The following is a 25312-nucleotide window of genomic DNA, read 5'->3' as shown; positions in this document are numbered from 1 at the left end:
CCGCCGATGGTGAGCCTTGCCGTCGCTGCGGCTGCGGGTGTGGCCGGCACGCTGATCGGCCTGACAGGCATCGGTGGCGTGCTGCTGGTGCCGGCCCTCACCGAGTTCGCGCAGGTACCGGTCGATCGCGCGGTTGCCGCCTCGATGTTTGCCTTCCTGCTCGGCGGTGTGCTCGCAGCCGTCCAGCACTTGCGCCACCTCGACGATGCGGCGCGCCGGTCGGCGCTGCCGCTCTGTCTCGCAGCGTCCGCAGGTGCGGTGGCAGGTGCGGCCACGGTGCAGTGGCTGGGGCCTGGTCCGATCCGGACCTTCATTGCACTGCTCTCTCTTGGCTCCGGGCTGCAGGCCCTGAGGACGCCAAGCTTGACCGCAAGCGAACGCCAGCTAGCACCCGGCCAGCTCGGTGGCCTTGGTCTTCTGGTCGGTTATGGCTCGGCCATCTCCGGTACCGGCGGCCCCGCGATGCTGGTGCCGCTGCTGCTGGTCTTGCATGTCCCAGTGCGGCTGGCAATCGCGCTGGGGCTCGCGGTGCAGGTGCCGATCTCGATTTCGGCAACCGTCGTGCATGCGGTGGCGGGGCGCATCGACTTTGCGCTGGCCATGACGCTCGCCGCGCTCGTGCTTGCAGGCACCTTTGCCGGCAGCCATGCGTCGCGCCAACTGTCACGGCATGCTTTGACGATGGCCGTGGCCATCACGCTCATCAGCGTGGGGATCTGGTACGGCTTCGCGACATTGCGATAGCAGGGTGAGCCCGACCGGCGGGCGTAGGGGATCGTCCGGTCGAACCGGGACGACCTGCGCCCCACAGGGCGTGAGCAGGTTGAACATGGATCAATGTAAAAGCTGACACGATGACCGCCCCGTAGGGCTAGAATCGAGCGTCGGCGCGGGCGTTGGTAGTGCTGTGGACGTGCCACATCTGTCTCGAGGAGATCGCATGAGGAGACGCCTGATCGCTATGGCACCGGCGCTGATGGCCGCTGCGGTGCTGCTAGGTGCCGGCAGTGCCGGCGCCCAGCAGGGGTTCCCGAACAAGCCGCTGCGCATCATCACGCCTTACGCCACGGGAAGCAGCGTGGACGCCATGGCGCGCATTGTCGGCGTGAAGCTGTCCGAGAGCCTGGGGCAGCCCGTGCTCGTGGAGCCTCGCCCGGGTGCGAACACGGTCATCGGATCCGAGATGCTGGTGAAGTCCCCGCCGGATGGCTACACCCTCCTGCTGGTTTCGACCACCCACGTCCTCAACGGCCTGTTGATCCACAACCTTCCGTACGACACGTTCAAGGACTTCGCGCCGGTCGCAACCATTGCGAGCAGCGAACTGATCCTGGTCGCCAGTCCCAAGGTGCCGGCCACCAACGTCAAGGAACTGGTCGCGCTGGCCAAGACGAAGCCGCTCACGTACGCCACCTCCAGCGCAGGCGGACCGACCCATCTCGCCGCCGAACTGTTCAGCTCCCTGACGGGTGTGAAGCTGACGCACATCCCTTACAAGGGCTCGGGACCGGCCGTGACCGACCTGCTCGGCGGCCACGTGGACATCGGCTGGACGTCCCCGCTGACGGTGATTCCCCACATCAATGCCGGCAAGCTCAAGGCGATCGCCATCTCCGGCAACACCCGCGGCCCTGCATTGCCGAACGTGCCGACGTTCTCGGAAGCAGGCCTGCCGGGCTTCGACATGCGGTTCTGGTATGCGTTGCTCGCGCCCGCCGGAACGCCCAAGGACATCGTGAACAGGCTGTCCTCGGACATCGCGAAGATCCTGGTCACGCCCGACATGGCCGACAAGATCGCCGCCCAGGGGGCGGAACCGTTCGTCTCCAGCCCCGAGCAGTTTGCGGCCATCATGAGGGCCGACAGCGCCCGCTACGAGAAGGTCATCAAGGGCGCCGGCATCAAGGTGGCGGAGTGAGCGCTTGTCCAGCCTGAAGAAGGTCCTTGCTGGCGGCGGCACCGCCGTCATGGTCAACCTCACCTTCAATTCGCCCACCCTGGTCGAGCACCTGGCCACCCTCGGCTTCGATGCGGTCATGCTCGACTGCGAACACACCTCCGCTTCGGTGGAGCGGATCGAGGAGCTGGCCCGAGCGGCGCGGGCGTCGGGCATTGCCGCGATCGTGCGTCCGGAGAAATTCGACGAGGCACTCGTCACGCGCTATCTCGATTGCAAGGTGGCCGGCATCATGGTGCCGCACGTGGACGACGCCGCAACGGCGCGGCGCATCGTCGACGTGGTCCGCTACGCATTGCCGGACCGCTGGCAGGACATTGCGATCATCGTCATGCTCGAGTCGGCGACGGCGGTCGCCAACCTGGACGACATCCTCGCGGTGGAGGGCATCGACGTGTTCTTCATCGCGCGGGTCGACCTGTCCAAGAGCATGGGCCTCGGCGGCGACAAGCGGCATCCCGAAGTGGTGACCACGGTCCGCCGCTCGATCGCACGCATTCGCGCGGCGGGCCGGCACGCCGGCGCCGGCGGCGACTTCGACAATGTCTCCGAGGTCGTGGCGCAGGGCGCACGCCTGGTCTTCGTCGGCACCAAGGGCCTGATCGAACCGGGAGCCAAGGCCTACCTCGACGCGGTGTCCCGCGCCGGCAAGTGACGCGCGCGAGCGATGCAGCAGGAACGCCCTGAGTTGCGCGGAGCGCGCGTCTCGCCGGGAGGCGTCGTCACCAGTGGCTCCTACGCCGCCTACCGCAACGACTGGCTGGCGCTGCATGAGGAAGAAGCGCTCGAGCCGCAACTACCCATCATCGACGCGCACCACCACATCTGGGATTCGCCGCGGCCGCGCTACATGTTCGAGGACATGCTCGGCGACGTGAAGGCGGCGCGGCACAACGTGGTCGGCACGGTCTATGTCGACTGCCGCTCCATGTACCGGTCCGACGGGCCGGTCGAACTGCGTTCCGTCGGGGAAGTCGAGTTCGCCAACGGTGTCGCGGCGCTGGGTGCGAGCGGCGCCTATGGAGCGACACGGTTCTGCGCCGGGATCGTCGGCTTCGGATCGCTGCACCTGGGCGCGCGCGCCCGGCCCGTGCTGGAGGCCCTGGTGCTGGCCGGCGGTTCGCGCTTCAAGGGCGTTCGCCAGATCTCCGCCTGGGACAGCGACCCCGTGCTCGCGCCGCCCCATGCCGACCGGCCGCCCGGGCTGCTGGCGGACAAGACGTTTCGCGAAGGATTCGCGCTGCTGGCTCCCTTGGGCCTGCGCTTCGACGCCTGGCTCTACCAAACCCAGATCGCCGAACTCACCGACCTGGCGCGGGCATTCCCCGGCACGCCCATCGTCCTCGACCACGCGGGGACACCCCTGGGCATCGGGCGCTATGCCGGGCGCCGCGAAGAACTGTTCCCTGCATGGAAGCGGGCGATCGTCGAACTCGCCGGCTGCCCGAACGTCTCGATCAAGCTTGGCGGGCTCGGCATGGTCGTCGGCGGTTTCGGCTTCAACGAGCGCGACCGGCCGCCGACCTCGCACGACCTCGTCGAGGCCTGGAAGCCGTACGTCGAGACCTGCATCGAAGCCTTCGGCAGTCGCCGCTGCATGTTCGAAAGCAATTTCCCGCCGGACCGCGCGACCTGCAGCTACGGCGTGATCTGGAACGCTTTCAAGCGCATGGTGGCCGGAGCCGGCGAGGACGAGAAGACGGACCTGTTCGCCCGCACCGCCGACCGCTTCTACGACCTCAGGTTGCTGGCCCGCTAGAGGCGACGGGCACCTCGGAGCCGAGCGCCCTCAGCACCTTGCAGGTCGCTTCCAGTTCGGCGGCGCTGAAGGCCTTGAGCTGGGATGCCTCGGTGGCGGCGGCACGCTTGCGACGCAAGGCGACGTGCTCGCGTCCGCTGACCGTGAGATTCCAGCAGCCGTTCCGGTTGACCGTGAGGAAGCCCGCGGCCACCAGCGCCTGCACCGCGTCCTCGAGGCCTTGCGGACTGACGTAGGCCTTGCGTGCCACCAGCTCGGGTCCGGCGCCGGGGTAGCGCTCGATCAGCGACAACACCCGGCCCTGGCTCACCGAGAGGCCGAGCGCATCGCGCTCCGCCTGGAAGCCGTGCGACATGCCCGTGAAGGCGTCCCATAGCAGCCCCAGCATGGTGGGCTGGTCGCTGGTGGATGTCGCAGGGCTTGCGGCCTCCCTGGCGATGACCGGGTAGTCCACCGAGAGGGCGAAGCGCCCGTGCGCGAACAGCAGCGGATCGCGGTCGGCGCGCTGGTAGCGCTCGACCTTGCCGAGCAGGATGAAGTGGTCGCCGGCATCGATCACCGAATGCTTGCGGCATTCGAACGTGGCCGAGGCCCCCGGCAGGCACGGCGCGCCGCCGAGACCGGGATGCCATCCCACGCCGGCGAACTTGTCGGCTCCCGAGCGCGCGAACCGGCCCGCCAGCTCCAGCTGGTCCGCCGCCAGCACGTTGACGGCAAAGCAGGTCGCCTGCTCGAACAGCGACAGACTGTGCGAACCCTTGTCGATCGACCAGAGCACCAGCGGGGGATCGAGGGAAACGGAAGAAAACGAGTTCGCCGTCATGCCTGCGAGGTGCCCCTCGCACTGCGCGGTGATGATGGTCACGCCCGTCGCGAAATGGCCGAGCGCACGCCGGAAGCCGCGCACGTCCTCCTCGGGCCTGCCGCATTCGACGATTCCGGGCGTGTCGGCAGCAGTCGTCATGTGCGTGCGCTGGCCGCGCTGTCCTGCGCTTCGCCCGGCGCTCCCGCGAAGCCCTGGCCCAGCTCGAGATACTCGTCCAGCGCCGTGCCGGTGTCGCCGAACATGCGGTCGATGGCGACGATGCGCTTCAGGTAGTGGCCGACCACGTACTCGTCCGTGATGGCGATGGCGCCGTGCAGCTGCACCGCCTCTTCGGCCGCGTGGCGGCCGGTCTGGCCGACCCATGCCTTGGCGCCGGCGATCGCCTGGGCCGCGCCGGGGTCGTCCGCGGTCCAGGCATGCGCGGCGAGAAGGCACAGCGCGCGCGTCTCCTCCTTGGCCACGTACAGGTCGGCCACGCGATGGCGCAGGGCCTGGAAGCTGGACAGCGGCTTGCCGAACTGCTGTCGGTTCTTGTGGTACTCGATGGTGCAGGCGAGTGCGCCTTCGAGGCAGCCCACCGCTTCACCCAGCAACGTGATGGTGCCCAGCGCACGCGCGCGTTCGATGTGCGCGGCAGCGCCGTGCAACTCGCCCAGCACGTCGTTTCTGCCGACCCGGACGCCATCCAGCTTCACTTCGGCGGCACGGCGTCCGTCGATGGTCCGGTAGGGCCGCAAGGTCACGCCGGGCGCGCAGCGATCCACGAGGAACAGCGAAACGCCAGTCCTCCCATGCCGCGGTCCGGCGGTGCGTGCACTGACCACCAGGTGGTGCGCCGACGCTGCGCCGAGCACGACGCTCTTGTCGCCGGTCAGGGCGAAGCCGGCACCACTCTCCCTGGCCTGCGTCTGCACGTCGACAAGGTCGTAGCCGCCATCCGGTTCGGCGCAGGCCCAACCCAGCAGCGTCCTGCCGGCCGCGACGCCGGGCAGGATGCGCGCACGCTGCTGGTCGGTCCCCGCCGCGGCGACGGTCATGGCCCCCAGGACCACCGTGGCCAGGTACGGTTCCACCGCAAGCGACCTGCCGAAGGCCTGGGCCAGCAGGAACAGGTCGAGCGCGCTGCCGCCGCTGCCGCCGACCGCCTCCGGCAGGGGCAGGCCCAGCCAGCCCATCCGCGCGTAGTCCTGCCATTTGCCTTCATCCAGTTCCGCGCCCGAAGCGACGATGCGCTGGCGCTCCTGGAAGCCGTAGGCCTTCTCCATGTAGCGAGCGGCCGCGTCCTGCAGCATGCCCTGTTCAGGGCTCAGCTCGATCCGCAAGTCGAGGCCGCTCATTGGAACAGCGCCTGTGCGATGACGTTGCGCATGATCTCGCTCGACCCGCCGGAGATGGTCGACTTGCGCCAGAACAGATAGAAGGGCGTCGCCGTGGTGGCGAAGTCCGGGCCGACGGGTTCCTCCGTCCAGCCCGTGCGCAGGATCTCGGGATGGAAGGGAACGGCGTACTGGCCGGCAGCTTCGCTCATCATCGCCAGCATCTCCTGCTGCAGTTGTGTGCCGCGCAGCTTGATCATGGCGCCTTCGGCCCCCTTGGCCTTGGCGGAGTCGTTGATGATCGACAGCAGGAGGACCTCGAGGGCCCGCATCCGGATCTCCAGCCAGGCCATGCGGTCGCGAAAGCGCGGGTTGTCGACGAGCGGACGGCCATCGCGCAGCGTGCTGCGGGCGATCGTGGTCAGCCGCGCGAAGTGCGCCTTGCATTTCCAGATGCCGGCCGCCGAGAGGCGTTCATGGCCCAGGAAGTACTTCATCAGGGGCCAGCCCTTGCCCTCCTCGCCGACCCGGCACGACACGGGGATCCGCACCTTGTCGAGGAACAGCTGGTTGAGCGAATGCATGCCGTCCAGGCCGATGATGGGACGGATCGTGATGCCCGGCGTCTTCATGTCGAGCAGCAGGATGGTGATGCCCTCCTGCTTCGGTCCGTCGCTGCTGGTGCGGACCAGCAGGAAACACCAGTTCGCCCAGTGCGCCGCGGTCGTCCAGATCTTGCTGCCCTCGACGACGTAGTCGTCGCCCTCGCGCCAGGCCGCGCATTGGAGGCTGGCCAGGTCCGACCCCGAGTTCGGCTCCGACAGTCCCTGGCACCAGAGATCGCTGCCGTCCAGGATGCCGGGCAGGTGGCGCGCTTTCTGTTCGTCGGTGCCGGCCGCCATCAGCAGCGCGCCCACCTGGTTCAGCCCCATCATGATCAGGATGGGTGCGCCGGCCTTGGCACACTCGTCCTCGAAGATGTACTTTTGCATCGGCGTCCAGCCGGGACCGCCATGCTCCTGCGGCCAGTTGGTGCCCGACCAGCCGCGCTCGTACAGCGCGCGATGCCATGCGTCGAGTTCGGGTTTGGCGAGGTAGTAGCCCGCCTTCACCCGCTCGGCAAGCTCGGGGCGGAGGTTGGCCGCCAGGAAGTCACGCACCTCCTGGCGAAAGCCCTCCAGTGTCCGGGTGCCGTCCATCCCGGTGCCTACTGGATCACGCCGGCTCTACGCAGGCCGGTGATGAAGGCCTCGTTGGCCTTGATGTCGGCTTCGAGTTCACGCGCGAAATCGGCCGGGCTGCTGCCGATCAGGTCGAAACCCTGCGCTTCGAGTTTCTGAACCACGGCCGGATCCTTGAGCGCAGCCACCAGGGCTTGGTGGATGCGGTCGACCAGGGCCTTCGGCGTTGCGCCGGGCGCGAACATCACCAGCGAGAACCCCGCTTCGAAGCCGGGGATGCCGGCCTCCGCCACGGTGGGCACGCCCGGCAGCGACGGCGAGCGCTTCGAGCCCGTGACGGCCAGCGCGCGCAGCTTGCCGGCCGTGACGGCGTTCTTCGCCGAAAAGGCCGCATCGATGCCGGCGGGCGGCTGCCCGGACATCATGGCGAGCGCGGCGGGTGCGTTGCCATTGAACTGGATGGTCTGGAAGTCGAGCTTGGCCGCTTGCCGGAACGATTCCAGTGCGAAGTGCGCGGCCGTCAGCGTGCCCGAACAGGCCATGTTCAGGCTGCTGGGGTTGGCGCGCGCGTAGTCCAGGAACTCCTGCAGCGTGTGGATGTTCAGGCTGGGATTGACCAGGATGGAGAACTGGCTGCTGACCACGCGGCTGATCGGCGCCAGGTCCTTGCGCAGATCGAAGGGCACCTCCTTCATGCTCGGCGCCGAGGCAATCCCGCTGCCGACGAAGAGCAGCGTGTAGCCGTCCGGCGTGGCCCTTGCCACGGCGGCCGCTCCTATGTTGCCGCTCGCGCCGGGCTGGTTCTGCACGATCACGGAGGTGTTGAGGCTCTTGCCCAGGGCATCTGCCACCAGGCGGGCGGCAATGTCCGTCGATCCGCCGGGCGCGTAGGGCACGACGATGCGGATCGGCCGATCCGGAAACTGCGCCTGGGCGTCCCCCGTGAACAACGAGAACCAGGCAAGCATGGCGATGGCCAGGGTCGCGCAGGGCTTCTTCATGGCGCTCAGGCGACGGCCGCCTCGTGGGACCGGGTCAGTTCCTGCAGACGGGGCATGACCTCGGTCGCATACAGGGTCAGGCTGTCGCAGATCTCCTCGTGGCTCATGGGGCCGCCAAGCTGCACCAGCAGATTGCCGAACCCGCCCACCGAGTCGTAGAAGGTCTTGATCTGGTCGTAGACCTGGTCGGGCGTGCCAGCGAAGAGCACATGGTTGATGATCTGCTCCCGCGGCGTCGGCGGGTCCGACATCGGCGTGCCGTCAGGCAGCGTCTTGTTGCGGTGGGTCGTCGTCGTGCCGGCCTTCAGCAGCCGCGCGTTCTCCGCCGGGGGCATCATCCCCGGCGGGTTGATGAAGCGGGCGTCGATCCGCTCCGACGTCTCGTTGAAGCGCAGCAACTTGCGGGCGCGTTCGAGGGCTGTCCCTTCGTCCCTGGCCACCACGACCTGGCCGAGGTAGCAGAGGCGGTCGAGCGGCGCCGGCCGGCCATGGACGCGCTGGTACTCCTCGCGATACGCCGGAAAACACGCGCGCGCGGCACGTGCCACCGCGGTGATGGCGATGACGTAGCCCCGTTGCGCCGCTTCGCGGGCGGTGAAGGGCGACAGGGTCGTCATCCAGATCGGCGGGGTGGGCTGCTGGTAGCAGCCGGGGATGACGTTCAGGTAGCGGTAGTTGTAGTTGTCGCTCTCGTAGCTGATCGGGCCGTCCTTCTTCGCCAGCGCCGCCACGATCAGGTCGTGCGCCTCCCAGTACCGTGCGCCCGACGTCACCGGGTTGGAATTGGACATGTACAGCTCGAAGGTGGAGCCCTTGATGAGGCCCAGTTCCAGGCGGCCCCGCGACAGCACGTCGACGTAGGCTGCCTCCTCCGCGACCCGGTACGGGTCCATGCGGTTCATGATCGGGACGCCGAGCGCGAGCAGGCGCGCATGCCTGGTGTGCGTGGCGAGCACGGCCAGGGTCATCAGGCTCGAGACGCTCATGCAGGTGTAGGTCGCATGGTGCTCGTTGGTCATGATGTTCATGCCCAGTTCGTCGGCGAGCTTGCACTCGGCGATGTACTCGCGCAGCAGACGGTGCGCCGTCTCGGGGTTGACGAGCCTGCTAGGGGACGTGACCTTCGGGCTGACCGGCTCGTCCCATGCCGGCGCATAGGACTGTTCCGAGAAGTACCAGCTTTGCATGCGCTTTCTCCAGCGGAGTGCCTGTGCGCTCAGCGCCCGGCGATGTTGTTGACGAATTGCTCCAGCACGCCGACGAACCGGCCGGGCTGCTCGATCTGCGGGTAGTGCCCCGCGTTCTCGATCACATCCATCCGGGCGTCGGGAATGGCCTGCTGCCACCGCAGGCCGTAGTCGACGGAGACCACGCGGTCCTGCGCGCCCCAGATCAGCTGCGTCGGGACCTTGATGCGGTGCAGGCGATGGTGCATGTGCCGGCTGTGCAGCGTCGGCGACCAGCCGAACAGGCCGAAGGATTCGTGGTTGCGCGCGAGCACCGTGGCGGCCTCGTCGGGCAGGTCCTTGTAGCTGCGGTTGCGGAACTTCTCGTGGTGGTAGATCCACTTCGGGTGCTGGTAGAGCGGCCAGGACAACAGGTCGGTGATGTCGCGCGTCATGGCGTCGCTGAACTTGGCGCCCAGCGTGTCGACCAGGCAGAGCGCGGCCATGCGCGAGGTGCTCTTCACCGCGATCTCGGCGGCGAGCCATCCGCCGAACGAGAAGCCGACGACGAGGAGGTCCTTCAGGTCCAGCGCTTCGAGCAGGTCCAGGTAGAAGTACGACAGGTCATCGACCGACTTCATGTGCCCGGGTCGTTCGGAGTGGCCGAAACCGGGGCAGGACGGAGCGATGACGCGGTACCGCGCTGCGAGTTCGGCCACGTAAGGCGCCTGCGGATCGAAGCCGTCGCCCGGATGCAGCAGCAGGAGAGGGTGCCCTGAACCGCCCTCCCACAGTTCGATCCGTGTGCCGGCGACCTGGATCTGCCGGGGCTGGCCGGGTGGGACTTGCATGGGCATGGGGGCGAGTGCTCCTGTGATGCCTGATCATACATGCTACGATGTAATTATCACAAGGTCGCCCGTGGGCAGAGGAGGGCAAGTTGTCATCGACGCCAACGCCAACGCCAACGCCAACGCCAACGCCAACGCCAACGCTCCAGACGTTGCAGCTCGAGAAGTGCGGGCGCGTCGCCGTCGTCTGGCTCAACCGGCCCGAGCGGCTCAATGCCATCAGCCGGCTGATGCTGGATGAGATCGCCTCCACGCTGCGCGCATTGGCGCAGGACGACGCCACGCGGGTCATCGTGCTTGCCGGGCGCGGCGTGTCCTTCAGCTCCGGATTCGACGTGGAGCGCGGGGGCGCGGGCTTCGGCTGGGCACCCGACCCGGTGAGCGATGCGATCGACCTGGAGCGCCGCCTGGGCCGGTTCCTGGAGGTGTGGGACAGTCCCAAGCCGGTGGTCGCCGCGGTGCATGGCCATTGCCTGGCCGCCGCCACGATCCTGTGCACGCTGGCCGACGTCACCATCGTGGCCAGCGACGCGCGCATCGGCTACTCGACGATGCCGCTGGGCGGGGGATTCATCGAGCCGCTGTGGGTGCACCTGGTGGGGCCGAAGCGGGCCAAGCAGATGGCGCTGATTCCGGGACACACCATCAGCGGCGCCACCGCCGTGGATTGGGGCTGGGCCAACTTCGCGGTCGAACCGGACCGCCTGTTCGGCGAGGCGCTGGAGGTGGCCACGCGCATGGCACGCATGCCGCCCGACGTTGCGCGGTTGCGCAAGCAGGCGATCAACCGGATGGTCGAACTGGCCGGTTTGCGCGAGGGCGCTCTCATGGGAGCGCAGACCGACGCGCTCCTGCATCGATCGCCGGCCGTCCAGAGACTCCGGGCGGCGATCGACGAGCACGGACTGAAGGAAGCGATCCGCCGTTTCCAGGCGGGCGAACTGGAGACCTGACGCACATGGATGAGGTGGAAGCTGGAATGGCGGCCGGATGGCTCGAACAGTTGTACGAGCCGCGGTCGGTGGCCGTCGTCGGCGCGTCCGACGACATCAGGCTTCCGGGCGGCCGCCTGCTGCAGTTCCTGCTCGACTACGGCTATGCGGGCAACGTCTATCTCGTCAACCCGAACCGCGCCGAGGTGCAGGGACGCCGGGCCTACAAGTCGCTGCTGGACCTGCCCGAGCGCGTGGACATCGCCATCGTCCTCGTTTCCGCCGCCGCGTCGATCGACGTGCTGGAGCAATGCGCCGCGCTGAAGATTCCCGCCGCCATGTTCGGCAACTCGGGCTTCGCGGAGATCGGTGCCGAGGGTGCGCAGCTGCAGGAAAGGGTCAGCCGCATCGCGCGGGACGCCGGCATTCGCCTCGTCGGACCGAACACCAACGGCATCATCAACACCCGAAACGGCTTCACCGCGACCTTCTCGCCGGTGCTGGACCAGAAGGGCCTGGTCCTGCGTGACGGACCGGTCGCGATCGTGTCGCAAAGCGGCGCGGTCGGCGCCGCCATGTACTACGACGGCCAGCGCTCGGGACTGCCGGTGGGCCGGTTGTACAACTCGGGCAACGAGATCGGCGTCACGCTCGAGATGGTGGTCGACGCCTTGCTCGACTCACCGCAGTTCAACACCGTGCTGTGCTACGTCGAGGGGCTGCGCCGGCCGTCGCTGTTCATCCAGGCCGCGCACAAGGCGCGGCGGCTTGGCAAGCGCATCGTCCTCCTCAAGAGCGGTGCCACGGCGTCGGGCGCCAAGGCCGCGGCGGCGCACACGGCCAGCCTGTCGGGGGAAGACCGGGTGTACGACGGCGTGCTGCAGGAGCTGGGCGTGGCGCGCGCGCGTGGCTATACCCACCTACTCGATATCGGGCGCGTCCTCGTGGCGTACCCGCACCCCTTCGGTCGTCGCGCGTCGATCCTCTCCATGTCGGGTGGGGTTGGCATCATGTTGACCGACGCACTGGAGAAGGCGGGCATGGGACTGGCCGCGTTCGACGAAGCCGTGCTGGCGGGACTCGAACCGCTGCTGCCGGCGTTTCTCGGTGCGCAGAATCCGCTCGACGTCAGCGGCGGCCCGTTCCACCACCTCGACCGGCTGCGAGCCATGCTGCAGCTCTTCGACCGCAATCCCCACAGCGACATCACCATCGTCGCGGTGGGCTCGTTCGAGCGGCGGCAGATGGAGATCGCCGAGGTGCTGGCCGATGAGGCGCGCAGGCTCGAGAAGCCCTTGTTCGTGGTCTGGTTCGGCGGCGGTGACCAGGCGACGCGCCACCTCAATGCCCTGAACGTGCCGTGCTTTCCCGATGCGGAACGGCTCTCGCAAGCGATCGTCCCCGGCCTCCAGGCCGGGACGCGGCAACCCGGGCGGTCCGGCGATGTTGTTCCCGATGTGGCTGCTGCTCGCGCGGTGCTCTCCTGCGCCCGGGAAGCCGGTCGCAAGGTCATCGACGAGGTCGGCGGCAAGCAGGTCCTGCGCGCCTATGGCATCGATGTGGTCCGCGAGCAGGTGGTCGACTCGCCGGCCGCCGCGCGAGCGGCCCTCGACGTGCTGCGCCTGCCGGTCGTCGCCAAGTTGCGTTCGGATGCCCTGGTGCACAAGGCCCGCGCCGGCGGCGTACGCCTGGGACTGGCGACGAGTGAGTCCGTCTGCGCCGCAGTTGACGATCTCCTGGCGCTGGCCCGCCGCCTGCAGCTGCCGGATGCGGACGTCGTCCTGCAGGAACAGGTGCCCGCCGGCGTCGAACTGTTGCTCGGGGCCAAGCGCGATGCGACCTTCGGGATGGTCATCACGCTCGGCATCGGCGGGGTGCTCACCGAAGCCTGGGACGACGTGCAGGTCCGCCTGGCCGATGGCGACCTGGATGTCCACGACATGCTGGAGCGGTTGGTCCACCAATCGCTGCTCGATGGCACGGGCGGCCGGCCGAAGGTGGATCCGGCCGTGATCGCGCCCACGGTGGCGCGCTTCGCCCGTCTGGTGCGCGACCTGGCCGACGACATCGATGCGATCGACGTCAACCCGATCATCGTGCACGACGGCGCACGCGCCCCGACCGCCGTCGATACGGTTCTGTTCCTGCGGTGAGAACCAGCGCCTAGCCGGCTGCCGAGGGATGGCCGCCGCGCCAGGCGGCCCGCTTGATCCGGCTCTTGGGGATGCTGGCGCAGATGTCGGCCAGCGCACGCACGGCGGTCGTCTCCGCTCGGGGGTCCCAAGCCATCACCAGCTGCCAGTGGAGGTACTCGGGCAGGTCCGTCACCGGGATGTAGACCACGCCCTCGACCGGCAATGCACGCGTGTACTCGGAGGTCAGCATCACGCCGAAGCCGCTGGCCACCATGCCCAGCCGGCTCAACACCTCGGTGTTGTCGCCCGGCACGATCGTGGGAACGAAGCCCGCGGCGCGGCACGCTGCCAGGGTCGCCTGGTGCGTGGTCGGGCTGGTTTCCTTCGGGACGATGATGAAGGGCTGGTCCGACAGGTCGATGAGCCGCAGGCGCTTCGACTTGGCGATGGGCCAGCTCGCGGGGACCGCGGCCAGCACGCGCGCGCGCTCCAGCACCAGGGTCTGGAATTCCCCCTTGTTCAACACATCGCCATTGACGAAGGCAACGTCGATGCTGCCTTCGCGCAAGTGCTCCACGTGCTCGTAGCTCTGCGCCTCCTGCATCAGGATCCGGATGTCGGGGTAGCGCACGCGCAGCTGACGCACCGCATCGGGGAGGGCCCAGAACATGGCCACGGGGGTGAACCCCAGGCGCAGGTTGCCGATCTCGCCGTCCTGCACGCGGCGGACGACGCTGCTGGATAGCTGTGCCTGAGCGATCAGTGCGCGCGCATCCTTCTCGAAGATCTCGCCGGCGGGCGTCAAGGCGATGGATCGCGCCGAACGCACCAGCAGTTGCGCGCCCACGGCTTGCTCCAGGCGCACGATCGAGCGGCTAAGGGCCGGCTGGTCCATCCCGAGCCGCTCGGCTGCGTTGCCGTAGTGTCGTTCCTCGACGAGGACGACGAAATGGCGCAGCCTGTGCGCTTCGGACAGAAGCGCGTCCCCCGGCGAGCTCGCATCTTTGATTGGTTTGCTCATGCTGTTCCGCCGACGGGCCAAAGGACGGCTGGCCTCATTGCAGCGAGGCGTGGAGCTGACGGCGGACGATCTTACTGCACACGGAACCTTTCATCGGGTGTCCTGCACCTGCAGCCACTCCCAGCGGTTGCGATACGACTGCGCCTTGTCGCGGAACAGCTGCACGTGAGGAACGAGCGGGTTCAGCGTGAGCACGCCGGCGTAGAGAATCGCCAGCCCGTTGGGCGCGTAGACCTCGTCCCTGCCGGCCACTGGACGCACGCCGACGCACGTCGAGGGAACCAGGAACCGGTCGATGCCCTGTGCCGAACTGGCGAGCGTCTGGTAGGGGTAGCCGAAGTGCTCCTCGTACCAGAGGTGCACCCGCGCCTGGTTCTTCACTTCGATCGGGACACCCAGGGATCCGAGCACACCATCGACCCGTGCCTGTACGCGCGCTTCGGCCGCGGCCGAGAGGTCCTCGGCGTCGAAGTAGAAGATGTCGTAATCCTTGATGCCGTCCTCCGGCGCGCGGCCCGACACGAGGTTCCACACGGTCTGGAACAGGCAGCCTGCGACCAGCCAGCCGTCCGGAAGGCCCAGTGCATCCCACGCATCCAGGATCGCCCGGTTGGACCGGTTGGTCCGGATATCGGCGAGGAATCGGCGGTGATCGGGTGGGCTGCCTTGGTGCACGCCGGCAGCATAGGCCATGGCCGTTCCGGCCACGAGCGACCATCCGCGCCGGGCGCCACCTGCGCCTCTCCCATGAAACGGGCGAGAGTTGCGGGTGACGACGCCCGGCGTGCCCGTGATGGTTCAGCGGAAGCGCGGGTTGTAAGGCGCGCGGTCGTAGCGGTTCAGGACGCCGTCGCGATCGGCGTCGCCCCAAGGGCCCGTAGCCGCGACGCGCCGGTCGTCATGCCGGTCATAGCGATTCGGGATGCCATCGCGGTCGGTGTCGCCCCACGGCCCGCGCACGTGGTCGCGCCGTTCGGGCGCTTGCACATAGCGCGGCTGCCCGTGCACAGGCCCCGACGGGATGTAGGCGCGCGTGGGTTCGACGTGTACCGCCACGGGCTGCACCTGGCGCACGGGCGTTCCCACGGTCACGGAAACGAATCCGTTCGATGGGCCCTGGGCGTGTGCCCCCGTCACAGCGGCAAGGCTGCCGAGCGCAATGGCCGCGGCGAGAAGGGACTTGGCGGAGAGGATGCTGTGCATGAAAGACTCCTTGTGTGAGGAGGCTTCATGGTGCGGGAGCGCGTATGAACCGATCCTGAATGCGGACGCCCGTCCGGTGTCCCCTGTGCAAAGTTGCGTGAACGCCCGCAGGCGTCCAGGTGCCGAGGTCCCCCCGCCCGACTACCCCCGCACCATTGCTTGGGGCGTCAGCGGACCTCGCAGTGGAACGCTCGAACCCGCGGGAGCAATCGACACGCCGGGGTCAGCCCGATCCTTTTGCGAATGCCGCGACGTCGCCCGGCTTGCGCAACATCTTGTCGACGTCCGCCGCATGGAGCTCTTCGGCATAGAGCATCTGCCGCGCGAACTCCTCCAGGGCGACCGAGCGCCCTTCGACGAGCCCCAGAAGCTCGCGGTACAACGCCAGCGCGGCACTTTCCGTTTCGAGCGATTCCCGCAGGATGGCCGCGATGTCGTGCTTGTGCGTGTCGAGCAGCGGCCCGATGGTGAGCGACGGGTAGGAGCCCAGGGTGGTGATCCACTCGCCGACCTGCTGAGCGTGTAGCAGGGATTCAGCGGCCTGCTCGCGCAACCAGGAGACGATCGGGATGCGGCCGAAGCCGAAGACCAGGAACGAATAGTGCGTGTAGCGGACGACACCTGCGAGCTCGGCTTCGAGCAAGCGGTTCAGCACTGCGACGACCTGATCACGATCAATGCCTTGCATGGCTCAGCTCCTGGAGGGTCCGTCCCAGTTTACGTCGCCACGGCGGCGAGGGGAGGCGGGACCCACGTTGCGAAGTTACTGATCGCGTTGACCTGGCCTGACGCCAGGCGTCGCCCATCGCTCCACCTAGGGACCGGCCCGCGGGCGCGTGTCGGACCTGCTGTTGCGGCTTCGCCCGTCCGGCTGAGCCACCGGTGGCGGGAGGCCCGCCGGGCGGACATGTACCAGTCGGTAGGGTTCGGTTCCGCACGCCTGGCTTGCCTGCAGAATGCCCCGATGCCTCGACGAAGTCCTTTTCTGGCGTGGACCAAGCTCGTGACACGCAGCCTGGCGCCCGCCCGGCAGGCCAAGCGCCTGAACCCCGTCCTTCCGGCTCTCAGCCGCACCAGGCGACCGGATGTGGAGGGCGATTGGATCGCCGGCGTCGCGATGGGCGCCGCCGGGGCGAGGCGCTTTCGCCTGTACCGGCCGCCGGGGGTCGGTGTGCTCGAGAAGCTGCCTCTGCTGGTCATGCTGCATGGCTGCGGCCAGGACGCGAGCACCTTCGCCGCCAGTACGCGCATGAACCGCATCGCCCGGCAGCATCGCTTCCTGGTGCTGTACCCCGAGCAGGACCGCATGAGCAACGTGCAAGGCTGCTGGAACTGGTACGACACGCGCAATGGCCGCGCCCGCGCGGAAGTGGCGCTGATCGTGAAAGCCATCGAGCAGGTCTGCCTGCTGTATGGCGTGGACAGGGAGCGCATCGCCGTGGCCGGGCTGTCGGCCGGAGGGAGCATGGCCGCCCTGCTGGCAGCCCACGAGCCCGGGCGTTTCAAGGCGGTGATCATGCATTCCGGCATCCCGCCGGGCACGGCGTCGTCCGCGGTCTCCGCCGTCCAGGCCATGCGTGGCCACCGCGGATCGGCACCGCTCCTGGCGGCGCCGACGGAAACGACGGCGAGGCCGCCGCTCCTGGTCATCCACGGTGGCCGGGACGACGTGGTCGCGCCGAGCAATGGCCAGGCTGCCGTGCGGATCTGGGCCGACGCTGCCGGTGCAAAGGCGGGCACCCGACGCATCCAGCAGCGCGGCAAGCGCTACCCGATGGCGGTGACGAGCTTTTCCCGAGGCCGCAGCCTCGTTGCCACCTTGGTGGAAGTCCGTGGCCTGGCGCATGCCTGGAGCGGCGGGGCCAAGGGGCAGCCTTTCAGCGACGAACGGGGACCCGATGCCTCGCGGCTGACGTGGGCGTTCGCTGCGAGCCGGTTCGCCGGTGTCGGGTCAGGACGTTGAAGCCCTCGGCGACAGGTTACTTCGGATGGCTGGATGGATGGCTCGACAGGACGCTTGCAGCGTCACGGCGATCGGGACCGATCCGGCGGCCAGACGCCGTGCGCCACGCCAAGCACGCCGGCGGCCTGTCTGTTCTCAGCCACGGCCGAGCGACCTTACATGCGCTGCCGACAAGGCTGCTGCCCCCGCGGCCTGCCAGCTGCCTACAGTGGACGCATTGCGCACGGGCGCGGAGGTCTCCGCCATGGCACACATCGCATCCGGGTTGGCGCGCCGTCTGGCGCGTTGGGGCTTCCAGGCGGCCGTCGTGGGCCTCGTGGCCTGCGGCGGTGGTGGCGGTAGCGGACCGGCCGGCATCAGCGGCCAGGCCAGCGCCAGCAGTACCGCCAGCAGTGGCAGCGGCGATAGCGACGCAAGCAGCGATTCCGCGGCCGTGATGGCGGGCCTGCAGGCCCAGGTCCTGCGACGAAGGGACGACGCGTGCCTGGCGGCGGCGGGGTTCACGGCGAGGCAGTCCTTCACCGTGAACAGCCTGGGTGCGGGCACGCAGCAGCAGGTGCGGTTCGCCGGGCTCTTGCACGACGGCGGCATCGCGGTGGCCTGGCTGTCGCGCACGCCGTCCGACACGCTGGTCTCGTGGCGCCTGCAGTGGCAGCGCTTCGGTGCCGGCGGACGCGCGCTGGGTCCGCCAGCCGATCTGCCGTACGCCGACGACGTGGCGCCGCAGGACGTCGCCGTGCTCATCCAGCCATCCGGCCGCATCGTCGTGGCCTACGCGGTCAGCCGTGTCATCGATCCGGCCAACCCCTTCGTGGTGGTGAATCCTGTCCTGGCGCGCCTGTTCCAGGACGGCGCCGCGCTTCCCGGAGAGATCACGATCGGCACCCAGACCGTCAACGTGCGCAGCTTTCCGGGCATCTTCCACTTCCCCGTGTTGGCCGGCTTCGACGACGGCTCGTTCCTCGGTGGCTGGCACCTGGTGGGCCGGGTGAAGCCGGAACTCTGGGTACAAAGGGTCAGGGCCGGCGGCGTGCCGCTGGGGGACTTGGTGAAGATCGATTCCCTCGGTGCCGTCAACGGCGTCCGCGTCGAGGGCGAGCAGCTGATCACGCTGCGGCGTGGCGGCTGGGTCGCCACGACGCCGTGGCGCACGCCGGCGCCCGGGCTGCAGGACTACACCCAGCTCACCCAGATCGATGTGCGCCGTCCGCTGGCCACGCCGGACTTCCTGGGCGTGCCGGGCGCGTTGCCTCCCGGTTCGGTGCTGCTGCAGGACGAGCGCGGCCTGGTGGTCGTGAGCGGACCGGCGCAGGCGGGTGCGGCGGTGTCCCTGCAGCAGTTCAACAATGGCGGTGATCCGGCGGGCCGGTCGGCCTCGCTGGCGCTCACGCCCCTAGGGGGTGTTTCGCTCTCGAGCGGCGAAGCGGCCCTGCTCGCGGCAGCGGCCGGCACGATCACCTTGCAGCGCATCGGCGAGCATGGCGACCCGATCGGGCAGTCGCTGCCCACGTCCGCGCCGCTAGACGCGCTGGCTGGTGCGGTCTCGGGCGGCGGCCTCGTGCTGGTCTGGGCGCGCAATGATGCAGGCGGGTCGCAGGTCATGGCGCAGCTGTTCGCGCCGACGAGATGCTCCGGCCGGGGGCCGGACTGAGGGAGTGAGACATGCTGCGTACCGGTGTGTGCGTTGTGCTCGCTGGCGCCGCGTTTAGCGTCGCCGCCCAGGGGCCGGTGAAGGTGCAGTCGCGCAGCGGCAAATTCTGCAAGGCGCTCGCACCGCCTGACTGGTCGTTCACTGGCGAGAACCCGGCGGGCAGTGCCTTTGGCGCCGACATGCAGCGTGCCGACGGGCAGGCCTTAGCGAGCTATTTCATCGTGGGCGTGTCGGGCGAAATGCGAGCCAGCGCGACCTATGGCCGCTGGTACTCCACGCCGCAGGCTGCCGCCATGGCCACCCTGACACAGATGGGACGCGTGCCGGTGCAGTGCGGCCAGCCTAGCTCACCGATTCAGGGCACGTTCTTGATGCAATGCCAAACGCCCCGATTCGTCGGCGTCGCGCTGTACCAGGTATTCCCGATGGCGGGCAACGGCTTTGTGCTCGTCATGCGTACCGCCGGCGCAACGCCATCCGTGTGGCAGCGCGACGCCGAGCTCGCGAGCGCCGTATCGCGGTCGATCCGCTGCGCCGTGCCCCTGAGACCCACGTCGTTTGACTACACCTCGGGCCCCCCCGACTCCACCAAGCGGCGCGGCAAGGCCGGCGAGAAGTCCGACTACAGCCGCTGGTCGGGCATGGAGAACGCGCACGACCCTGCGACCGGCCAGAACTATTGGGCCGAAGCCGGCAAGGACTGGCGCGAGAACGGGCCCCGAGGGCCTGGGTACTACGTCAACATCGGGGGCGAGGAACGGCTGCTGACGCTGGGACGGTCGGACTAAGTGGGCCACGCCGCAGGTCCGTCCCGCCCTTCGACACTCTCCTGGTCGCACGGATGACCATGCCTGTTCGGAAGGGCCGGCCATCAACTCAGCTCCCGGTCGCATTGCGCTGCCCTTGGGCATTGACGCGCAGCTGGCATGCACCAAAGTCTAATTGGCCGCGACCCGGTTGCCAGTACTGTTCCTGAGTCGATGCATCCGTCGCGTCACGATTCAGTCCAGCCTGGGAGATGTCCCCGTGCGCCTAGCAGTAGTCCTGCCAATCGTCATGCTTGCGGCGTCAGTGTCGGTGCCTGTCACGCGCGCGCAGGCACCGGCGCCGGCTGCTGCGTCTGAGCCTGGCGCAACTCCGTCAGGTGCGAGCGCCGTTGACCCGGCGGCCGTCCAGGCCCTGAAGAAAATGGGCGACTATCTGCAGACCTTGAAGCGCTTTGCCGTTTCGACCGACGCCACTGGCGAGCGTGTCCTGAGGGACGGCCAGAAGCTGCAGCACACAGCCAGGGCGGAGCTGCAGGTGGTCCGCCCCGGCATGCTGCGCGCCAGGATCTCCAGCGCACGGTCCGATCGTTATCTGATCTTCGACGGCAGGACAGTGACTCTTTACGCGCCCGAACAGAAGTACTACTCCATCGTCGACTTTTCCGGCACCATCGGCGAGCTGATCGACAGGCTGGAGGAAAAGTACGGCGTGGAACTGCCGATGACCGATCTGTTCCGCTGGGGCACGCCAGCCGCCTCGCTCGACAATTTCGAGTCAGCGATGTATGCGGGACAGGCTCGCATCGGCAAGGATCTCTGTGATCACTACGCGTTCCGCCAGGGCAAGATCGACTGGCAGATCTGGATCACGGCGGGGGAGCACCCCCTGCCGCGCAAGGTCGCGATCACGAATCGAGGCGACGAAGCCCGTCCACAGTCGGTTTCCCTGTTCAGTTGGAACCTCAAGTCGACATTCGACGACGCGAGTTTCAGGTTCACCCCGCCCAGCGGGGCGAAGCGAATCGAGATGGTCGAGCGCAAGTCCAGGTAGAGGAGTCCACATGAACATGCCAGTCAGCAAGTGGACTGTGGCTTGGTGGGCCGCCCTCATCCTGGCGAGCTGCCTCCTGACACCTGGTGCTGAAGCTCAGCGCCGTGGCGGCGGTGGTGGGGCCGCCGGTGCGCGTGCCGGCGCTGGCGGTGGCGCCCCGCGGGGCGATGCGCGCAGCACCGACGTCCGCAGCACGAGCGTGAACAACGTCAACGTGCAGGGAAACGTGTACGTGGACTGCAGGGGCCGCTGCGGCGGCTGGGACCATCCTGTCGCCGCGGCGGCCGTTGTCGCCGGGACTGCTGCCGTGACTGCCGCCGCTGTCGGCTCGATGGTGGCAACGGTCCCGGTGAGTTGCGTTCCGGTCAACTACGGCGGCATGTTCTACCAGGAATGCGGCGGCACCTGGTACCTGCTGCAGGGATCAGAGTACGTCGTGGTCTATCCGCCGTATTGAGATCACGAACGGTCGATGGCACCCTTCAGCGCCTGCGCAGGTGTCTCTTCGCGACTAGCTCGTGGAGCGTCCCAGGCCGCTGCGACACTGATACCCGATCAGTTCCTGTTATCGGCGTAGACGCAACCGTCGCGAGCCTTGTCATTGCCTTCGCTGCAGAAGACGCCCTAGCCATTGTCGCGTCTCGGTCCAAGGTCGCGCCAAAGTCATGCAATGCCATGGCCCAATCGGTGAACTCGGACGGCAGGTCGCCGCAGTCTTCCGACCGGCCACGACGCATGAAGTATTCGGGCCATGGTGTGTGGGAAGGGCCTGCTCTCCGAGCAAGTCTCTCTACTCCTCGAAGGTGCACCCCAGCCGCAGCAGCTTTGCCTTGTACCCCGCGGCGTCGTTGTCCTTCTTGCCAATTTCGCCGAAGGTTTCCGTTTCCTTCTTGAACTTCTGCTCGGCCGCGGCGCAGACAGCTTCGGCGCCCGCCATCGGCACGCACACCAGCCCGTCTTCGTCGCCAACGATCGCGTCGCCTGGATGGACCACCATCCTGCCGAGCGACACCGGGACGTTGATTTCGCCGGGGCCGTCCTTATAGGGGCCTCGGTGCGTGACGCCGCAGGCGTAAACCGGCAGGTCCTGGCGGCGGATCCAGCCATAGTCGCGCACGGCGCCGTAAATGACCACGCCTGCGAACTTCTTCGCCACGCAATAGGCCAGCATTCGCTCCCCTGTGATGGCGTTGGTCAGGTCGCCGTCGGCATCCACCACCAGTACGTCGCCTTCCTGCGCCAGGTTCAGCGCCATGTGCAGCATGAGGTTGTCGCCGGGACGCGTGCGGACCGTCAACGCCGGGCCGCACAGCACGCCTTCGCGGTGCAGGGGCCGCAAGGCCGAGCCGGCGGCCGCCATGCGCCGCATCGAATCGCTGATGTTCGCGACGGGAACCGCGCGCAAGCGCTCGAGCAGGGCGGGCGCGACGGATGACTTTCTCTTCAGGACTTGGAAACCGTTGGGCATGGGGGCCTCACTCCGTGGACAGCTTGAAATCACGCGCATACGACTCGTGGTCGCTCACGCTCTTGCGGAAGAACACGCCGAATTCGGGCGCGGGTTGGTAGGCTGGCTCCACCCCGAGCTTGTCGACCGCGGCAGCCACCTCGGGCATCGCCATCACGGCCTGCATCTCCGAGGACAGGCGCTGCACGACGGCGGCGGGCGTGCCGGCGGGCACGAACATGCCCCACCAGCCGGTCCAGTCGATGCCGTCGACGCCGGCTTCCTTGAACGTGGGGACGTTCGGCAGCGCCTTGAAGCGTTCGCCGCTCGTGACCGCCAGCGCCTTGAGCTTGCCGCTCGCGATGTGTGGGATCACCTCGCTGGTCGTCTGGATCATGTAGGTCAGGCGGCCGGCCATCAGGTCCGGCAAGGCGGCGGAGCCGCCCTTGTAGAGCACCTGGACGGCCGCCGTGCCGGTCTGCCGCGCGAACAGCAGTGTCGGGGGCGAGGCAGAACCGACGGCGCCGTACGACACCTTGTCGGCATTGGCCTTGAGGTAGGCCACCAGCTCGGCGACGTTCGTCACCGGCAGCGTCGCGGGTACGACCAGTACGGTGGGCGCGCGGCCGACGCGGGCGACCGGCACCAGGTCCTTCGCGGCGTCGTACGGCAGGTTCTTCATCGCCGCGCGGTTGAACGCAAGGAATGTCGCGCCCATCAGGACCGTGTAGCCGTCGGGCGGAGCCTTGGCCACGAGGTCAGCGCCGATGTTCGCGTTCGCACCCGGCTTGTTGTCGATGACGACCGGTTGCTTCAGGCGCGGGGCCAGGTGCTGGGCGACCACGCGGGCGATGTTGTCGACGCCGCCGCCGGCCGCGTACGGCACGACCATGCGGATCGCTTTGTCCGGGTACGCCTGGGCCATCACAGGTCCGGCCGTCAGCAGGGCGGCCGCACCGGCGCCGAGAAATGCCAAGAATGATCTCCTGGAGGTGTTCATGCTTCGTCTCCTTTTGGACGGTGGCTCACGCGGCCTGCGACAGCAGGCCGTGGCGCTCGAGGTGCCGGTCGAGCCGGCTGTAGACGCGGCGCGCGTTGCCGCTGAACAGCTTCTCGCGCCGTTCGCCACCCAGCCAGTCGACCGCGTCGATGTAGCGCTTGGTATCGTCGAAGTGGTAGCCCGTGCGCGGGTTGATGCCGCGCACGGCGCCGATGATCTCGGAGGCAAACAGCACGTTGTCCTCGGGCACGATCTCCAGCAGCAGCTCGATGCCAGGCCGGTGGTAGACGCAGGTGTCGAAGAACACGTTGTCCATCAGGTCCTCGATGGGGGGGCGCTTGAGCTGCTGGGCCAGGCCCTGGTAGCGGCCCCAGTGGTAGGGCACCGCGCCGCCGCCGTGCGGGATGATGAACTTCAACGTGGGGAAGTCCTTGAAGAGGTCCGACTGCAGGAACTGCATGAACGCGGTCGTGTCGGCGTTCAGGTAGTGCGCGCCAGTGTGGTGGAAGGCGGGATTGCACGAACAGCTCACGTGCACCATCGCAGGCACGTCCAGCTCCACCAGCTTCTCGTAGAGCGGATACCAGTGGCGGTCGGTCAGCGGCGGGCTGGTCCAGTAGCCGTCGGATGGGTCCGGGTTCAGGTTGCAGCCGATGAAACCCAGTTCCTCGACGCAGCGCACGAGTTCCGGGATGCAGTTCGCGGGGCTCACGCCCGGGCTCTGCGGCAGCTGGCACACGGCAGCGAAATTCCGCGGATAGAGCTGCACCACGCGGTGGATCAGGTCGTTGCAGGCCTGCGTCCAGTGCGCGCTGGTCTGCTCGTTGCCGACGTGGTGCGCCATGCCGCCGGCCGTGGGCGAGAAGATCGTGAAGTCGACGCCGCGCTCGGCCTGCATGCGCAGCTGGTTGCTCTCGAGGCTGTCGCGGATCTCATCGTCGCTGATGCGCACGTCGGGCGCGAGGGCCGGGGCGCCGGGCAGCGAGAGCTGCGCCGTCTGGCGCTCGCGGTAGTCCTTCAGCGCCTTGGGCGCCGTCGTGTAGTGGCCGTGGCAATCGATGATCATGGGCTTGTCTCCTTGCGGTGTCCGGAGAATCCCAGCAACCGCTCCTGCCTACAATCGAGTTCCATCACGTGGAACGGAGAGGCCATGGCCGAGCTCGCTGGACCGATGGTCGAGGCCGTCACACGGGCGCTCGCCATCTTGGACGCGTTCACCATCGACGATGCGTCGCTGCGGCTGACGGAGCTGGCCCGCCGCACCGCTCTGCCCAAGAACTCGGTGCTACGCCTGGCGCGCACGCTTGCCGCCGGCGGCTACTTGTCGATGACCGAGCAGCGCGAATGGCGCTTGGGCCCTGCCGCCGCCTGGCTGGGCGCGCGCTACCAGGTGGCGTTCGACCTGCACAACACCATTGAACCGGAGATGCGGTCGCTCGCGCAGGCGACGGGCCGTAGCGTGTCGTACTTCGTGCATGATGGCCACTCCCGGATCCGGCTGCTCCACGTGCATGGCGGCGATGCGAACGCCGGTGTCAAGCGGGTCGGCGAACCGATGCCGATGGACCGCGGCTCGCCGGGGCAGGTGCTGCTCGCTTTCTCGGGCCGGCAAGGGGCGCTCTACGACACCATCCGCAAGCACGGTTACCACCTGACGATCGGCGAGGCGCGACGCGGCCGGGCCAGCGTGTCGGCGCCCGTGTTCGGATCGCGCTGGACCATCGTCGGCGCTATCACCATCGGCGTGCCCGCGGCCGAGGCAACGGAGAGCTTGCTGCGCGGCTACGTGCCAGCTCTGGTCGCGGCCACTACAAAGCTGTCGCGGGCGCTGGCGCAGGACCAAGCTTCCATCACGAAGTTGAAGCACAGCTCGGCTGCGTGGTTTCCGACCTGAGCGCGCTGCGCGACGGGCGTCCGCCTCTCTTCGCCGCGCAGCGGCCGGCAGGATGTCTACGAATAACGCGCGCTGGGCGGCAGCGAGCCCGGGCCGTGAAACCTTCCTGCCGGCGTGGCGCCGCGGACAGCGCTGGCCTATCCCGGCCGAGGGCTACAACGAGCCGCACTGCAGAACCGGGAAGAAAAACC

25 protein-coding genes are annotated in these 25312 nt (G+C 68.2%); 12 read left to right on the top strand and 13 right to left on the bottom strand.

Annotated elements, in window-relative coordinates; translation table 11 throughout:
* Positions 1–6 precede the first annotated feature (6 nt).
* The 4 genes from GON04_RS19875 (at position 7) to GON04_RS19860 (ending at position 3716) form a co-directional block, all read left to right on the top strand.
* Complete coding sequence (locus GON04_RS19875) at positions 7–744, top strand: sulfite exporter TauE/SafE family protein (protein WP_157399739.1); 738 nt, start codon at positions 7–9, stop codon at positions 742–744.
* A 196-nt stretch (positions 745–940) separates the two neighbouring features.
* Complete coding sequence (locus GON04_RS19870; RefSeq protein WP_157399738.1) at positions 941–1918, top strand: tripartite tricarboxylate transporter substrate binding protein; 978 nt, start codon at positions 941–943, stop codon at positions 1916–1918.
* Between the two features lie 4 nt (positions 1919–1922).
* Positions 1923–2612 carry an HpcH/HpaI aldolase family protein gene (locus GON04_RS19865; protein ID WP_157399737.1) on the top strand — a complete coding sequence of 230 codons (690 nt, stop codon included), beginning with the start codon at positions 1923–1925 and terminating at the stop codon, positions 2610–2612.
* Between the two features lie 33 nt (positions 2613–2645).
* Positions 2646–3716, top strand: coding sequence for an amidohydrolase family protein (locus GON04_RS19860; RefSeq protein ID WP_232533156.1), 1071 nt, complete (start codon positions 2646–2648; stop codon positions 3714–3716).
* Here GON04_RS19860 and GON04_RS19855 read toward each other — a convergent pair.
* The 6 genes from GON04_RS19855 to GON04_RS19830 are packed head-to-tail and all read right to left on the bottom strand — an operon-like array spanning position 3697 to position 10063.
* Positions 3697–4623: a flavin reductase gene (locus tag GON04_RS19855; RefSeq protein ID WP_157399735.1), complete on the bottom strand. Its 927-nt coding sequence runs from the start codon at positions 4621–4623 to the stop codon at positions 3697–3699. The genes GON04_RS19860 and GON04_RS19855 overlap by 20 nt on opposite strands.
* A 53-nt stretch (positions 4624–4676) precedes the next feature.
* Positions 4677–5879, bottom strand: a complete 1203-nt coding sequence (locus tag GON04_RS19850; RefSeq protein WP_157399734.1) for an acyl-CoA dehydrogenase family protein — start codon at positions 5877–5879, stop codon at positions 4677–4679.
* Positions 5876–7057, bottom strand: coding sequence for an acyl-CoA dehydrogenase family protein (locus tag GON04_RS19845; RefSeq protein WP_157399733.1), 1182 nt, complete (start codon positions 7055–7057; stop codon positions 5876–5878). The genes GON04_RS19850 and GON04_RS19845 overlap by 4 nt, the downstream gene beginning before the upstream one ends.
* 8 nt (positions 7058–7065) lie before the next feature.
* Complete coding sequence (locus tag GON04_RS19840) at positions 7066–8040, bottom strand: Bug family tripartite tricarboxylate transporter substrate binding protein (protein WP_157399732.1); 975 nt, start codon at positions 8038–8040, stop codon at positions 7066–7068.
* Positions 8041–8045: 5 nt separating this feature from the next.
* Positions 8046–9227 carry an LLM class flavin-dependent oxidoreductase gene (locus GON04_RS19835; RefSeq protein ID WP_157399731.1) on the bottom strand — a complete coding sequence of 394 codons (1182 nt, stop codon included), beginning with the start codon at positions 9225–9227 and terminating at the stop codon, positions 8046–8048.
* 29 nt (positions 9228–9256) lie between these two features.
* A complete protein-coding gene (locus tag GON04_RS19830) occupies positions 9257–10063 on the bottom strand; it encodes an alpha/beta fold hydrolase (RefSeq protein ID WP_157399730.1) in 807 nt (268 codons plus the stop codon).
* 83 nt (positions 10064–10146) lie between these two features.
* Here GON04_RS19830 and GON04_RS19825 point away from each other — a divergent pair, with 83 nt between their 5' ends.
* A complete protein-coding gene (locus GON04_RS19825) occupies positions 10147–11010 on the top strand; it encodes an enoyl-CoA hydratase-related protein (RefSeq protein ID WP_181653674.1) in 864 nt (287 codons plus the stop codon).
* A 5-nt stretch (positions 11011–11015) separates the two neighbouring features.
* Positions 11016–13142: an acetate--CoA ligase family protein gene (locus GON04_RS19820; RefSeq protein WP_157399728.1), complete on the top strand. Its 2127-nt coding sequence runs from the start codon at positions 11016–11018 to the stop codon at positions 13140–13142.
* Positions 13143–13152: 10 nt separating this feature from the next.
* Here the strand turns inward: GON04_RS19820 and GON04_RS19815 are convergent, their stop codons facing one another.
* From GON04_RS19815 to GON04_RS19800, 4 genes are all read right to left on the bottom strand, one after another.
* Complete coding sequence (locus tag GON04_RS19815; RefSeq protein ID WP_157399727.1) at positions 13153–14145, bottom strand: LysR family transcriptional regulator; 993 nt, start codon at positions 14143–14145, stop codon at positions 13153–13155.
* A gap of 90 nt (positions 14146–14235) precedes the next feature.
* On the bottom strand, positions 14236–14838 hold the full coding sequence (locus GON04_RS19810; RefSeq protein WP_157399726.1) for a nucleotidyltransferase family protein: 603 nt from the start codon (positions 14836–14838) through the stop codon (positions 14236–14238).
* Positions 14839–14943: 105 nt separating this feature from the next.
* Positions 14944–15348: a hypothetical protein gene (locus tag GON04_RS19805; RefSeq protein WP_157399725.1), complete on the bottom strand. Its 405-nt coding sequence runs from the start codon at positions 15346–15348 to the stop codon at positions 14944–14946.
* Between the two features lie 223 nt (positions 15349–15571).
* A complete protein-coding gene (locus tag GON04_RS19800; RefSeq protein ID WP_157399724.1) occupies positions 15572–16036 on the bottom strand; it encodes a ferritin-like domain-containing protein in 465 nt (154 codons plus the stop codon).
* A gap of 276 nt (positions 16037–16312) precedes the next feature.
* Between GON04_RS19800 and GON04_RS19795 the strand changes: the two genes are divergently transcribed.
* From GON04_RS19795 to GON04_RS19775, 5 genes are all read left to right on the top strand, one after another.
* Complete coding sequence (locus GON04_RS19795; RefSeq protein WP_157399723.1) at positions 16313–17311, top strand: extracellular catalytic domain type 1 short-chain-length polyhydroxyalkanoate depolymerase; 999 nt, start codon at positions 16313–16315, stop codon at positions 17309–17311.
* Positions 17312–17555: 244 nt separating this feature from the next.
* On the top strand, positions 17556–18962 hold the full coding sequence (locus tag GON04_RS19790) for a hypothetical protein (RefSeq protein WP_157399722.1): 1407 nt from the start codon (positions 17556–17558) through the stop codon (positions 18960–18962).
* Positions 18963–18973: 11 nt separating this feature from the next.
* Entirely contained in the window at positions 18974–19750 is a 777-nt protein-coding gene (locus GON04_RS19785; RefSeq protein ID WP_157399721.1) for a hypothetical protein, read from the top strand.
* A gap of 268 nt (positions 19751–20018) precedes the next feature.
* Positions 20019–20780, top strand: coding sequence for a DUF2092 domain-containing protein (locus GON04_RS19780; RefSeq protein ID WP_157400789.1), 762 nt, complete (start codon positions 20019–20021; stop codon positions 20778–20780).
* Between the two features lie 10 nt (positions 20781–20790).
* The gene (locus GON04_RS19775) at positions 20791–21237 is read left to right on the top strand and encodes a hypothetical protein (protein WP_157399720.1); all 447 of its coding nucleotides are present in this window, start codon (positions 20791–20793) and stop codon (positions 21235–21237) included.
* A gap of 333 nt (positions 21238–21570) precedes the next feature.
* Here the strand turns inward: GON04_RS19775 and GON04_RS19770 are convergent, their stop codons facing one another.
* Genes GON04_RS19770 through GON04_RS19760 form a run of 3 tightly spaced genes read right to left on the bottom strand, consistent with a single transcriptional unit; the run spans position 21571 to position 24293 of the window.
* A complete protein-coding gene (locus GON04_RS19770) occupies positions 21571–22248 on the bottom strand; it encodes an RraA family protein (protein ID WP_157399719.1) in 678 nt (225 codons plus the stop codon).
* 7 nt (positions 22249–22255) lie between these two features.
* On the bottom strand, positions 22256–23227 hold the full coding sequence (locus tag GON04_RS19765; protein ID WP_157400788.1) for a Bug family tripartite tricarboxylate transporter substrate binding protein: 972 nt from the start codon (positions 23225–23227) through the stop codon (positions 22256–22258).
* 25 nt (positions 23228–23252) lie between these two features.
* Positions 23253–24293, bottom strand: coding sequence for an amidohydrolase family protein (locus GON04_RS19760; RefSeq protein ID WP_157399718.1), 1041 nt, complete (start codon positions 24291–24293; stop codon positions 23253–23255).
* Positions 24294–24377: 84 nt separating this feature from the next.
* Between GON04_RS19760 and GON04_RS19755 the strand changes: the two genes are divergently transcribed.
* A complete protein-coding gene (locus GON04_RS19755; RefSeq protein WP_157399717.1) occupies positions 24378–25121 on the top strand; it encodes an IclR family transcriptional regulator in 744 nt (247 codons plus the stop codon).
* Positions 25122–25312 lie beyond the last annotated feature (191 nt).

This window comes from Ramlibacter pinisoli, from assembly GCF_009758015.1.
GTDB classification, from domain to species: domain Bacteria; phylum Pseudomonadota; class Gammaproteobacteria; order Burkholderiales; family Burkholderiaceae_C; genus Ramlibacter; species Ramlibacter pinisoli.
This window is presented reverse-complemented; position numbering and strand designations above follow the sequence as displayed.

Bases quoted from the DNA above. Each gene is read 5' to 3' on its own strand.
- GON04_RS19875 (WP_157399739.1), top strand. From the start codon at position 7: ATGGTGAGCCTTGCCGTCGCTGCGGCTGCGGGTGTGGCCGGCACGCTG.
- GON04_RS19765 (WP_157400788.1), bottom strand. From the start codon at position 23,227: ATGAACACCTCCAGGAGATCATTCTTGGCATTTCTCGGCGCCGGTGCG.
- GON04_RS19795 (WP_157399723.1), top strand. From the start codon at position 16,313: ATGCCTCGACGAAGTCCTTTTCTGGCGTGGACCAAGCTCGTGACACGC.
- GON04_RS19810 (WP_157399726.1), bottom strand. From the start codon at position 14,838: ATGGCCTATGCTGCCGGCGTGCACCAAGGCAGCCCACCCGATCACCGC.
- GON04_RS19820 (WP_157399728.1), top strand. From the start codon at position 11,016: ATGGATGAGGTGGAAGCTGGAATGGCGGCCGGATGGCTCGAACAGTTG.
- GON04_RS19780 (WP_157400789.1), top strand. From the start codon at position 20,019: ATGCTTGCGGCGTCAGTGTCGGTGCCTGTCACGCGCGCGCAGGCACCG.
- GON04_RS19800 (WP_157399724.1), bottom strand. From the start codon at position 16,036: ATGCAAGGCATTGATCGTGATCAGGTCGTCGCAGTGCTGAACCGCTTG.
- GON04_RS19815 (WP_157399727.1), bottom strand. From the start codon at position 14,145: ATGAGCAAACCAATCAAAGATGCGAGCTCGCCGGGGGACGCGCTTCTG.
- GON04_RS19785 (WP_157399721.1), top strand. From the start codon at position 18,974: ATGCTGCGTACCGGTGTGTGCGTTGTGCTCGCTGGCGCCGCGTTTAGC.
- GON04_RS19830 (WP_157399730.1), bottom strand. From the start codon at position 10,063: ATGCCCATGCAAGTCCCACCCGGCCAGCCCCGGCAGATCCAGGTCGCC.
- GON04_RS19835 (WP_157399731.1), bottom strand. From the start codon at position 9,227: ATGCAAAGCTGGTACTTCTCGGAACAGTCCTATGCGCCGGCATGGGAC.
- GON04_RS19805 (WP_157399725.1), bottom strand. From the start codon at position 15,348: ATGCACAGCATCCTCTCCGCCAAGTCCCTTCTCGCCGCGGCCATTGCG.
- GON04_RS19760 (WP_157399718.1), bottom strand. From the start codon at position 24,293: ATGATCATCGATTGCCACGGCCACTACACGACGGCGCCCAAGGCGCTG.
- GON04_RS19770 (WP_157399719.1), bottom strand. From the start codon at position 22,248: ATGCCCAACGGTTTCCAAGTCCTGAAGAGAAAGTCATCCGTCGCGCCC.
- GON04_RS19840 (WP_157399732.1), bottom strand. From the start codon at position 8,040: ATGAAGAAGCCCTGCGCGACCCTGGCCATCGCCATGCTTGCCTGGTTC.
- GON04_RS19775 (WP_157399720.1), top strand. From the start codon at position 20,791: ATGAACATGCCAGTCAGCAAGTGGACTGTGGCTTGGTGGGCCGCCCTC.
- GON04_RS19755 (WP_157399717.1), top strand. From the start codon at position 24,378: ATGGCCGAGCTCGCTGGACCGATGGTCGAGGCCGTCACACGGGCGCTC.
- GON04_RS19845 (WP_157399733.1), bottom strand. From the start codon at position 7,057: ATGGACGGCACCCGGACACTGGAGGGCTTTCGCCAGGAGGTGCGTGAC.
- GON04_RS19790 (WP_157399722.1), top strand. From the start codon at position 17,556: ATGGCACACATCGCATCCGGGTTGGCGCGCCGTCTGGCGCGTTGGGGC.
- GON04_RS19870 (WP_157399738.1), top strand. From the start codon at position 941: ATGAGGAGACGCCTGATCGCTATGGCACCGGCGCTGATGGCCGCTGCG.
- GON04_RS19850 (WP_157399734.1), bottom strand. From the start codon at position 5,879: ATGAGCGGCCTCGACTTGCGGATCGAGCTGAGCCCTGAACAGGGCATG.